8 protein-coding genes are annotated in these 11,701 nt (G+C 34.4%); 4 read left to right on the plus strand and 4 right to left on the minus strand.

The window, feature by feature from the left end; genetic code table 11:
• Positions 1-228 precede the first annotated feature (228 nt).
• The 4 genes from ACZZZI_RS10160 to ACZZZI_RS10175 all read left to right on the plus strand — a co-directional run bounded on the left by ACZZZI_RS10160 (position 229) and on the right by ACZZZI_RS10175 (position 7,811).
• Positions 229-1,737, plus strand: coding sequence for a glycerophosphodiester phosphodiesterase family protein (locus ACZZZI_RS10160; RefSeq protein ID WP_463489356.1), 1,509 nt, complete (start codon positions 229-231; stop codon positions 1,735-1,737).
• A 72-nt stretch (positions 1,738-1,809) separates the two neighbouring features.
• Entirely contained in the window at positions 1,810-4,179 is a 2,370-nt protein-coding gene (locus tag ACZZZI_RS10165; protein WP_463489357.1) for a phosphocholine-specific phospholipase C, read from the plus strand.
• Positions 4,180-4,237: 58 nt separating this feature from the next.
• The gene (locus ACZZZI_RS10170) at positions 4,238-7,147 is read left to right on the plus strand and encodes a ligand-binding sensor domain-containing protein (protein WP_463489358.1); all 2,910 of its coding nucleotides are present in this window, start codon (positions 4,238-4,240) and stop codon (positions 7,145-7,147) included.
• A gap of 37 nt (positions 7,148-7,184) precedes the next feature.
• On the plus strand, positions 7,185-7,811 hold the full coding sequence (locus tag ACZZZI_RS10175) for a response regulator transcription factor (RefSeq protein ID WP_316754830.1): 627 nt from the start codon (positions 7,185-7,187) through the stop codon (positions 7,809-7,811).
• A 403-nt stretch (positions 7,812-8,214) separates the two neighbouring features.
• Here ACZZZI_RS10175 and ACZZZI_RS10180 read toward each other — a convergent pair whose 3' ends face one another.
• The 4 genes from ACZZZI_RS10180 to ACZZZI_RS10195 all read right to left on the minus strand — a co-directional run bounded on the left by ACZZZI_RS10180 (position 8,215) and on the right by ACZZZI_RS10195 (position 11,627).
• Complete coding sequence (locus ACZZZI_RS10180) at positions 8,215-8,784, minus strand: DUF2911 domain-containing protein (protein WP_344768320.1); 570 nt, start codon at positions 8,782-8,784, stop codon at positions 8,215-8,217.
• A gap of 66 nt (positions 8,785-8,850) precedes the next feature.
• The gene (locus ACZZZI_RS10185) at positions 8,851-9,036 is read right to left on the minus strand and encodes a hypothetical protein (protein WP_316754834.1); all 186 of its coding nucleotides are present in this window, start codon (positions 9,034-9,036) and stop codon (positions 8,851-8,853) included.
• Between the two features lie 60 nt (positions 9,037-9,096).
• Complete coding sequence (locus ACZZZI_RS10190; RefSeq protein ID WP_463491789.1) at positions 9,097-9,876, minus strand: polysaccharide deacetylase family protein; 780 nt, start codon at positions 9,874-9,876, stop codon at positions 9,097-9,099.
• On the minus strand, positions 9,822-11,627 hold the full coding sequence (locus ACZZZI_RS10195; RefSeq protein WP_463489359.1) for a glycoside hydrolase family 9 protein: 1,806 nt from the start codon (positions 11,625-11,627) through the stop codon (positions 9,822-9,824). The genes ACZZZI_RS10190 and ACZZZI_RS10195 overlap by 55 nt, the downstream gene beginning before the upstream one ends.
• Positions 11,628-11,701 lie beyond the last annotated feature (74 nt).

Consider the following 11,701-nt stretch of genomic DNA (forward strand, 5'->3'; position numbering starts at 1 on the left):
TATAGAAAAAAGTATTTTCACTTCAATCGGGTTTATAAATAACGCTTTTCGGTTAAAACCCAAAATGCTCTAAGAAAACGCAGTCGAGTAAAGCCACAGTTGGTTTCAATCAAAGGAAAAATAATTTAAAATATATATCTTGGTTTATAGTTAATACAAAGGTTACATAGATTTTAAATTAGTCAGTTTATAAAAATCTACTTTTGACTTTTCGTAAAAAACCCCAATATGAAACGAGTACTTATATCAACCTTTATGGTTTTCATTTTCACAGCTTCTTTTGCTCAAAAATTTAACTGGAACAAAAACCAGGTAATTGCACATCGTGGTGCATGGAAGAAGCAAAATTTCCCCCAAAACTCGATTGCTTCGTTAAACGAAGCCGTAAAATTGGGTTGTTATGGCTCCGAATTCGATGTTTGGATGACCGCCGATAATGTTTTGGTTGTAAATCATGATCCAGAATTTCAAGGCTTAACCATCGAAAAAGTAAAATATGAAGAGCTTTTAACCAAAACAATGAGCAATGGAGAAAAAATCCCTACGCTTGAGGCTTATTTAAAAGAAGGAAAAAAACAAAAAACAACCAAGCTAATTTTAGAGATCAAACCATCATTAATTAGCAAAGAACGAGGAATCCTTGTTACCAACGCTTGCATCGATATGGTTAAAAAGCTTAAAGTTTTAGATTGGACAGAGTACATTAGTTTTGATTATGATTACTGCAAACGCATTTTAGAAGTACTACCAAAAGCTAAAGTTGCTTACTTACGCGGCGAGATTAGCGCTGAACAATTAAAAGCCGATAAATTAACAGGCGTAGATTATCACTACAGCGTTTATCAAAAAGATGGATGGATAGAAAATGCACATAAATTAGGTTTATCAGTTAACGCATGGACTGTAAATACAGTTCCAGAAATTCAATGGTTATTGGCACATAAAGTAGACTATATAACCACCAACGAACCAGAATTAACTTTTGAAGAGCTAAAGAAAACTCCAGCTGCTTTAGGTTGGAATTTAAAATGGAGTGATGAATTTGACGATAATGGATTGCCTTTAACGAAAAACTGGAGCTACGATGTTGGTGGCAAAGGCTGGGGAAATAACGAATTACAATATTATACTGATGCGGATTCTACAAATGCACTTGTAAAAAAGGGGAATTTAAATATTACAGCTGTAAAAGCGGATAAAGAAAACAACCATTACACTTCGGCAAGGTTGGTTAGTAAAAACAAATTCGATTTTAAATATGGCAGGGTTGAAGTAAGAGCAATGTTGCCTAAAGGACGAGGTTTATGGCCAGCAATTTGGGCATTGCCAACCGATTGGAAATATGGCGGCTGGCCAAAAAGTGGCGAAATAGATATTATGGAGCATGTAGGTTACGAGCCCGATAGCGTTTACGGAACCGTTCATACCGAAAAATTTAACCATGTTATTCATACACAAGTTGGTAAGGGCGTTAAAATAAATCCATACAATGCATATCACATTTACGCAGTAGAATGGTTTGAAGATAGAATTGAATTCTTTGTTGATGAACAGAAATACTTAAGTTTTAAGAATACAGGAAAAGGTGCTGGAGATTGGCCATTCGATCAAAATTTCCATATAATTTTAAACATTGCCGTTGGTGGTGGTTGGGGTGGTAAAAAAGGTGTTGATGATACCATTTTCCCTGCAATAATGAAAGTAGATTATGTTAGAGTTTACCAGAAGGGAAAGTAAAAGAGATCATTACTCAACCTTTTCGAGTATATAAAATTGTAAACTACTTATTGAAATAACCAAATATTATCTATGGATTCGCGTAGAGAATTTTTAAAAAAAGCAGCTTTATTTGCTGGAGCAACTGGCATGGCTAATACCTTGCCTAGCTCGGTACTTAGGGCTATGTCTATAAATCCCGAATTAGGGAGCACTTTTAACGATGCAGAACACATCGTATTTTTAATGCAGGAAAACCGTTCTTTCGACCACATGTTTGGTAAAATGAAAGGTGTTCGTGGTTTTAACGATCCGCATCCACACATTCAGCCAGATGGAAATAAGGTTTGGTTGCAAAAAGATGGTCAGGGTTATACTTATGCGCCATTTCATGTAGACATAAATAAAACCAAAATTACCTGGCAAGGCGGTTTGCCCCATTCCTGGAATGATCAGGTTGCAGCCAGAAACGGGGGGAAGTATGATAAATGGATTCCTGTTAAAACACCAATGACAATGGCTTATTATGATAGAAATGATATTCCTTTCTATTATGCTATGGCTGATGCTTTTACGATTTGTGATCAACATTTTTGTTCATCATTAACTGGAACTACACCAAACAGGCTATTCTTTTTTACTGGAACAGTTCGTGGAGAGAAAAGCGAGAATAAAGTTGCCGTTGTAAATAACGATCAGGCCGAATCGCAGAACAATGTATTTGTAGATTGGCCAACTTTTCAAGAAACTTTAGAAGATAATGGAATAGACTGGAGAATTTATCAAAACGAACTTTGGACCTCAAAACTACCCGAAGGAGAGGTGGACGATTGGCTGGGCAATTATGGTGATAATCCTGTAGAGTATGTTAGCAGGCACAACGTTAAGCTTTCGGCCTACTTTAGGAAAAATGGCGATAATACCGTTAAACCAGCGCTAAGTGCTGCTGAGGTTCAAGCCAAATACAATAAGTTATCTCAAAGAGAAAAAAATCTAATTGATAAAGCTTTTCAAACTAACATCAGCGAAAAAGATTATCTGGATTTGGCACCATTTACTTTTACTAATGATCAAGGCAAATCAGAAACGATAAATGTTCCAAAAGGAGATATTTTTCATCAATTTAGAAAAGATGTAGACAGCGGAAAATTACCAACGGTTTCCTGGTTGGTTGCACCACAAAGATTCTCAGACCATACCAGCTCGCCACTTTATGGAACCTGGTATGTAAGCGAAGCCCTGGATATTTTAACTAAAAACCCTGAAGTTTGGAAAAAGACCATATTCATTTTAACTTATGATGAAAATGATGGTTATTTCGACCATCAACCACCTTTTGTTGTTCCAAACCCCGACGATGCTTCTAGTGGAAAAGTTTCAGAAGGCATAAATTATGCTACCGATTTCGAAAATAGAAAAGGTAGTCCCATTGGTCTGGGTTATCGTGTTCCTTTTATTGTTGCATCTCCTTGGAGTAAAGGCGGTTTTGTAAACTCTCAGGTTTGCGACCATACTTCATCATTAATGTTTATGGAGAAATGGTTAAGTAAAAAAACTGGCAAAAATATTAAAAGCAATAATATAAGCGATTGGAGAAGAAATATTTGTGGAGATTTAACATCAGTATTTCGACCTTATCATGGCGATGAAATACAATCGCCCGAGGCTTTGAAAAGGGATGTTGTTGTTACAAATATTGGCAATGCAAAAAATAAACCAGCACAGGTTGGTCCAACGGCCTTGAATAAAACTGAAGTGGCAAAAATTAATAAATATGAGGCCTTTTCTGCTCAAACTTCTATTCATGCCCCAAAACAAGAAAACGGAACAAAATCTGCGTGCGCACTCCCATATCATCTAATGGTTGATGCAAATTTGATTAACAGCGAAATAGAGTTAACTTTTCAATCGGCAAAAACCCTTTTTGGAAACGAAACAGAAACCGTTGGCGCACCTTTCAATATGAGTAGCAATGCTAAATTTAAAGGTGTATCAGGTAAAATTTGGGCTTATGCCGTTAAAGCTGGCGATAAGGTAAAAGACAAAATAAATATTGAAGACTTTGATAATGAGGTTTATGATTTAGCTGTTACAGGCCCAAATGGTTTTTACAGACATTTTGTAGGAAATAAGAAGAACCCTCAAATTCTTATTAAAGCATTTCCCGAACAAGGTGGTTTAATTAGTAAAAAACTAACTGGAAACCTTCTTTTTGCAATAGAAAATAAAGCGAATGGTGCCATTAACATTCAGGTAATTGATAATAAGTATAAAGCTGCAACACAAATCATTACTTTGAAGGCAAAATCATCAACAAATGTGCTTTTAAACTTATCTAAAAACTCAAATTGGTACGATTTTACAATCAAGCAAACGGGAAATATAATATTCAATCATCGTTATGCGGGTAAAATAGAAACAGGAGAAATTACCAAAACAGACCCGTTTATGGGAAATGAATAGATTATCCCCCTAAAAGGGTTATGGTATTTGAAAGGAATTATGCTTATTTTGTAGTAAGATGTGTCACAAACAGTTTATTATCAAATTAAAATTCATAATTCCTTTCGTATTAATCTTTAGCCTCAAGCTATCTGCCCAAAATTACAATTTCTCAAATTACAGCCTAAAAGAAGGCCTTCCTCAGTCACAAGTTAAAGTTATTTATCAGGCAAAAAACAGAACACTTTGGTTAGGTACTTTTGGTGGAGTAAGCAATTTTGATGGCAAAGAATTTACCTCGTACAGTAAGGCAAATGGATTAATCTCGAACTCGATCAGAAGTATTGTAGAAGATAATCAAAACCAAATCTATTTAGGAACCGAAGCAGGAATAAACATACTCAAGGAAGGGAAAGTTTCTACAATTTTAAAAAGCTCTGAAGTTTACGCGTTAAGCAAAGATAAAAGCGGAACAATTTGGGGCCTTAGCGATTACAAACTTTTTTCATTAAAAAATGGTAAACAGATTTTCTATTCCATAGAAGGTTTGAGTATAACAAGTTTAGATAGCGATCATAATGGCGATTTATATGTTTCTGTTAGGGGCAAAGGCATTTTTAAGTTAGTAAATAACAGTTGGGTTTTATATCTGAAATTTTCGGCAGATTTAGTTGATATAGGTGTTAAAAAAATATTATTTGATAAGAAAAATTCAGCAAGAATTTATTTACTGACACTTAGGAAAGTCGTATTTGTTTCAGATAAAGGAGAAATTAAACCCTTTTTTAGTGATAAAAAAGTTTCGACATATTATTCTATTGAACAAGATAGTAAGGGCGATATTTGGATCGGAACAGAAAGCGGAGCTTATTTGGTTAAAAAAACATCAATAGTTCATTTTAATTCAAATAATGGGTTAACCGATAATCGTATCGATGAAATATTTAAAGATGCTGAAAATAACATTTGGATTTCGAGTTCTAGTGATGGCATTTTCAAATATGAGGGCGATGCTTTTATCAGATATAATACATTTCGCGGTAAAAATTTAACCTATCCAATTAGTGGAATTGCAGCAGATAAGAGAAACAATATATGGATTGGGACTTTTAACAAAGGACTTTTACAATATGACGGGAAGACGATTGAACCAGTAAAAGAAACCCAATTTATAAATAAGAATGTCTTTTTTGTTTTTTCTGATAAGGGAAAAAACATTTGGGTTTCAGTAGTAGGAACAGGTATTTGGAAATACAATGGAGAAAAATTCCATCAAGCAATTAACCTTCCTAAAGCTGATTTTAATTCAATGGCAGAGGATGAAGAAGGCGGATTATGGTTAAATAGCCCAGCATTTTGTTTGTACGTTAAAAACCAAAAAACACTAAAAATAACGGGTTTTAAAGGTTATACTTCAAGTGTTTTTCCGATTAATAAAGACAGCGTTTTACTTGGAACTTCATCGGGTATTTACCTGATAAAAGATAAAGTAATTGATAAAAGCTTTAAAATTGGCGCCTTAAATAATGCTTACGTTTTGAGTATAATAAGGGATGGAGATAAATTTCTTTTCGCAACGTTGGGCGATGGAATGATAAGCTGGGATATAAAAACGAAAGAAATAAGACGTTATGCTACAGAAGATGGTTTAAACTCGAATGATATATATAGTCTTGCTTTAGACGATAGGGGCCATTTATGGATGGGAACTGGCAGGGGAATCAATAAACTTAAATTTAATTCTGCAACAAAGCGATATAATGTTTCTCGAAATAATCCGCTAATTGTAGAATGTAATCAGAATGCTATTCTAAAATACAACGGTAACATTATTGTTGGTACAATTAACGGGTTGGTGAGGTGTAAAACTGAGGCCTCAGCCGAATTAAAACAAGTGCCCTTCGTAAAAATTAGCAGAGTTAACATCTTTAGAAAAAACGATCAGGCTAAAGACGTTTTAATCTCTTCGGTTAATAAAGATTTACAATATGAATTGGGTTACAACCAAAACCACTTAACCATTCATTTTAACGCTATATTTCTAACTAACCCCAATGCAGTAACTTATAGGTATAAATTGCAAGGCTTAGATGCTGATTATAGAACTGTGGATGAAAATACAGAGGTAGAATACTCGGCATTAAGACCAGGTAATTATACTTTTCAAGTAATGGCGCAGGCAAACGGACAAAAATCGAATGTAGCTGAATTTAACTTTACAATTATTCCGCCATTCTACGACACGGTTACTTTTAAATCATTTGCCGTTCTTTTTATCATATTATCGATCTGGTTGGTTTTCTATTTGTTTTTTAAAACAAGAGAGAAGAAAAAACAAAGCCTTGAAGAAATAAAGCTGAATGAACAGGCAAAAATCCGTAAACAAACAGCTGAAGATTTCCACGATGATATAGGGAATAAACTCACCCGAATTAATGTCTTATCAGAAATTTTAGACAAAAAAGTTGATGATACTCAGATTGAGCAAAAAGAGATAATAAGGCTAATAAAAGAAAACGCAGATTTACTCTATACCGGCACAAAGGATATTTTATGGGCTTTAGATCCAAAGAGTGATAATTTATTTGAAATATTGGTCCATATTAGAAATTTTGGGATCGATTTATTTCAAAATACTGGGATTGAATTTAAAATGGACGGGATTTTACCAGCATATCAAAAACTAAAATTAACGATGGAATTTAATCGAAATTTATCGTTGGTATTTAAAGAGATGTTAAATAACATCCTTAAGCACGCTCATGCTAGTCAGGTTTTAATAATGATAATTGCTGCTGATGATAAACTTATTAATATATTAACAACCGACAATGGTAAAGGATTTGATTTAAAATCTGCTCCGATGGGTAGGGGGTTAAAGAACATTAAAACAAGGTGCAGCAGAATAAATTCTACTTTTAAAATTAATTCTATCTTAGGTAAAGGAACAACAACAAGAATATCTACAAGAATTTATGTCACAAATTGATGAAATTTGCGTCTTACAATTTTAAGTGATTATAGCTATGGATAAAAATTTACGAATTGTATGTATTGAAGATGACGATATTCTTAGGATGGCCTATGAATCGATACTAAGCGGAGTTGAAAATTTTATTTTTGTAAATGCGTATGCTTCTTATGATTTAGCAAAGAAGTTTTTAGAGATAGATAATCCCGATGTTATCCTTCTTGATATACAAATGCCAGGCACATCTGGCTTGCAAGCTTTGCCCCACATAAAAAAAGCCTTGCCCAACACAAGTGTAATTATTTTAACCGTTTTCGATTCTTCAGAATTAGTATTTGAAGCACTTACCGTAGGAGCCAGTGGATATCTCACAAAAGATTCTAGCTCATCTAAAATTATTGATGCCATAAAAGAAGTTAATTCTGGTGGAGGAGCGATGAGCACCAATGTAGCTAGAATTGTGATGCATTCATTTCAGAAAAATTTAAATTCGCCCCTTACAAAACGCGAAACCGAAATTCTTGATCGTATAGCAAATGGGCAAACTAAACCTCAAATAGCAAACGAATTATTTATCGATCAGGAAACAGTACGAAGCCACGTTAAGAATATTTATACCAAGCTTAATGTGAATTCAAAGTATGAAGCTATAAAAAGAGCTAAAGAGCGACGATTTATTTGATTTCATATGAAAGGAGCCACTTTTTCGTAAAAATCCCCCTTTTTGGGTGGTAATACTTCAGCTATTTACATCTAATTTTACAGCGAACAAGTTGTTTTGTTGGCTACGGTGTTTCTAGTTAATTACATAGCTTTTTTACATTTCCACATAAGTTCAATAAAACAAAATATAATATACAAACTATAAAAACGATGGTTTTCACATCTTCTAGAATTGTGTTAAAACCTGATTTTTCACCGTACTTAAAGGGACAAACATTGTAGAAGTTTTACCTTATAGGTTAATAATGATTAAAAAGCAAACTTCCAGGATTGGAGTTTGCTTTTTGCTTTTAAACGATTTGCGTATAAAACAAAAGGCTTCAGAATTTCTGAAGCCTTTTGTTTTATTATATATATTTATTTTAAAAAGTAATAGGAAGTTCAACTTGTATTTTATCCCATGCGGCAATTAAAGTTGCTCCTTTATCAAGCGGGGTAAATGTTATCGAAAAATACTCAACAGATTTTGTTAAAGGTTTAACAGGAACATTTAGGCGAATAACATCCTTCGATTCATCATAAGTAAAAGCACCCCATCTATCGGTTTGTTTATTTACGATAATCGTCCAGGTATCTTTATTTGGTATTGCAAACAGGCTATAAACGCCAGCCTTAATTTTTTTGCCACCAATTGTTACTTTTTCAAAGAAGTGTATTTCAGTAGATTCATTAGCACCAAAGCGCCAAACTTTACCATATTGTTCTAAAACTCCAAAAATATCACGTCCTTTTTTTTGTGGACGAGAATAAACAACTTTTATAATTGGTTTAGTGGCATCGCCAACTTTTACTTTCGCCGCATTTAAGGGAAAGTAAACAACATCGGCAGGGCTTGGATCTGCAATTGCAAATTTCACTTCATTATTGGTTACTTCTTGAGCCTTAACTCCGAAACACAAAAAAGCGAAAACAAGAATCAATACATTCCTCATTTGCTGTAAAGTTATAAGTAGAATTTAAAAAGGTTGTTAACGAGAAAAGTATAACTAGCGAAATGCTTAGTATTTTCTGCCTTTAACGATAGCGTTTAAAAATAAACCTGCACTTAATAAACCAAGAACGCCACCTAATAGTGCGTAAATGTAGCTATGTGTAATAATTGCCCCAGTAAATAGACCAAAAAATAAACCTAAAGCATAATAAAGCCAGTTAAAGTTATTGCTGCTGTTTTCTTGTACACTCATTTTTTTAAATATTTGAGGCAAAGTTAATATTTATTTTAAATTTTAATTTGTGATAAATGCTTAATGACTTAATAAATTATCAATTTTAACCATTTCATACCCGTTTTCCTTTAAGTAAGTTAGCAATTTCGGTAGCATGTGATAAAACTTATCGGTTCGACGAGGATCGGTGCCGATGTGCAACAACAAAATAAAACCATTTAGCCCGTTCTTTTTCGACTCATTATAATTGATGATGGATTGGTAAATTTCATCGCTGCTTTTATAGCTTTTACCCAACTGAGGATAGGTATAGTCGGCATTTGAACGTGTTCCCGAAGTAAAATTTATCAATTTTAAATTCTGTTCTTCCGTCCAGCTTGATATGGTTTCATTGTACCATTCGTAAGGTGGAAGAAAGTATGGAGCGTTTTTTTTGTTTATTCCAAAGTTCGCCATTTCTTGATAGCTCGATTTTAAATCGGTATCAAAATGCATTTTTGTAACAAGTAAGCTATCTCTTTTATTCCAGTCGCAGTACAAAAGATGTTTATCTGAATGCGACCCTAAATAATGACCTTCTTTTTTTAGATTAGTGATTAAAGGTTTAAAACCCCGATTACGATAAAAGTTTCCAGTTAAAAAGAATGAAGCTTTGATGTTATTATCCTTTAATGTTTTGCTGATTTCTTCTCCACCGTCTGCAAATTCATCACCCGTAAATACTAAGGCAATTTTCTTTTTGGTTGAGTCTGCCCGAACAATTGCCCCTAAAATTTTAGTTTCGTCTCTAAAATTAGAGGCATCTACTTTTTTGGCTGAGCGGCGGCCTCCTTTGCTGCAAGTAAATAAATTAGAGATGCCGTACCATCCATCGTCGGCTCATTTGTGCTGTAATCTCCATAATCATCGTGGTAAACGGCTAAATCGCTTTGAAAAGGCGCATATTCATCAGGGTTTGCTAACGTAATTCCAATCAAACCTTTATAAATATTGGTATAAACTGGGCCATCAACCAGCCCGCCATCTATCGGATAATTTTTTAAATGGGTAAAAGCAGAGTGTGGATCTTTAGGTGTATCGCCCCAATCTGGTAAGCCGTAAACCATACTTGTTCCCCATGGATTACAACCGAAAAGCCAATCAAAATTAGCTTGCTCTAGTTCCGAAAAACTTTCATCGCCAGTTAAATCTCTATACCAGGCGCATTGAATGGCAAAGGAAGCCGTTAAATTATTACTGCACCATATAAAAGGAACGCCGCGATAAAAGGCATTATCTTTGGCTCGGTTCCAAACCTGCTCAATTCCTTGCTTATAGTAACTTTCTATTTTCTGCTTATCAATTTTCGTTGATTGTTTAGCCAACTCATAATGGCCCAGATTTATAAAAGGATAATATTGATAATGGGCAGCGGTGTCTTTTTGCATCCAAGGTGTAATTTTCTCCATTTCGGCATACTTAAATGCATTTACAATTGCCTTTTGGTTTAATTTATTTTTTCCGAAATTTTGAGCAACTGAAGCAAGTTCCATATCATCAACCCAATTATCTTCGGCATATATGTAAGGAGATTTAACAGATGCAGTTTGCGTTACGCCTGGTTTAATTAAGGCGAACTGATAAGCAGTTTTTGCTTTCTGTGTTAACTGTTTCGCGTATGCCCGATCCACAGTATTAAATAAAACTGCGCCTAAATTAAAAGCACTGCTAAATTTGGCTGCGGTTGAGCTTGTTCCATTGGTTGCATTTAAAAACTTTCCTCTTTGTTGCGGCTCACCAGTTACAAAATAAAGCGGTCGTTCGAAACCTTTGCCGTACTGGTTATCTTCTTTCGGAATGCGCATGGCTATATGATCCCTATCATCAGCAAGCTGATTAAACATGATATTTTTCTTCGGATGCATTTTAATTAACCAGTCTAAGCCCCATTTTGCTTCATCCAAAACATCGGCATTGCCATTTTTCCCGTCTAATCCATTTGCTTGTTTTTCATCACCAAAAACCTGCGGAAAATCTCGGTAGGCCATTAAAAGGTGGTATGTTGCGTTTGCAGAAGTTGTTGAATACTGTAAATAATCACTTGCATCATGCCAGCCACCTGAAGTGTTGAAATGGGTACTATCTTTTATTCCAGCTTTTTCGCCATATAAAACATAGCCATCATGCGTATGGCAACTATCTTTCAGATATGGATTAAAACCGCTTCTTTGCTGACGCATATATCGGAGGCAGAAATCTGCAGCACCTTTGTAAACATCATTTCCAATAATAATTAATGGAGATAAGATGCCATTTGCACGAATAAAGAATTCGCCAGTTTCTTTAAAGCCAGAAAAATTTAGACGAGCTGTTTTAGTAAATGGGCCATAAGCACCAAAAAATTTAATATCAGTTGAAGTATATACCGTTTTACCAGATAACTTTTCGATAAGCTCGAATGAAGATGGCAATATATTTTCTTTGCTCGCCCAAACTGCAACTTTTGTACCCGAAGTAGGGTAGCCTAGCAAGTTTATTCTTATCCAGCTTTGCTGATTTTCTTTTCGATTGATTTTAAAAGAAAAAAGTGCAATCAGAAATATGGAGCACAAAAGATATTTTATTTTCATAACTGGATAGGATAAGTGAAATAAAAATAAGCTTTTATCAAGATAATGTAAAAGATGACTAAAAGCATTTGGAA

This window comes from Pedobacter sp. AC190 (assembly GCF_979258025.1).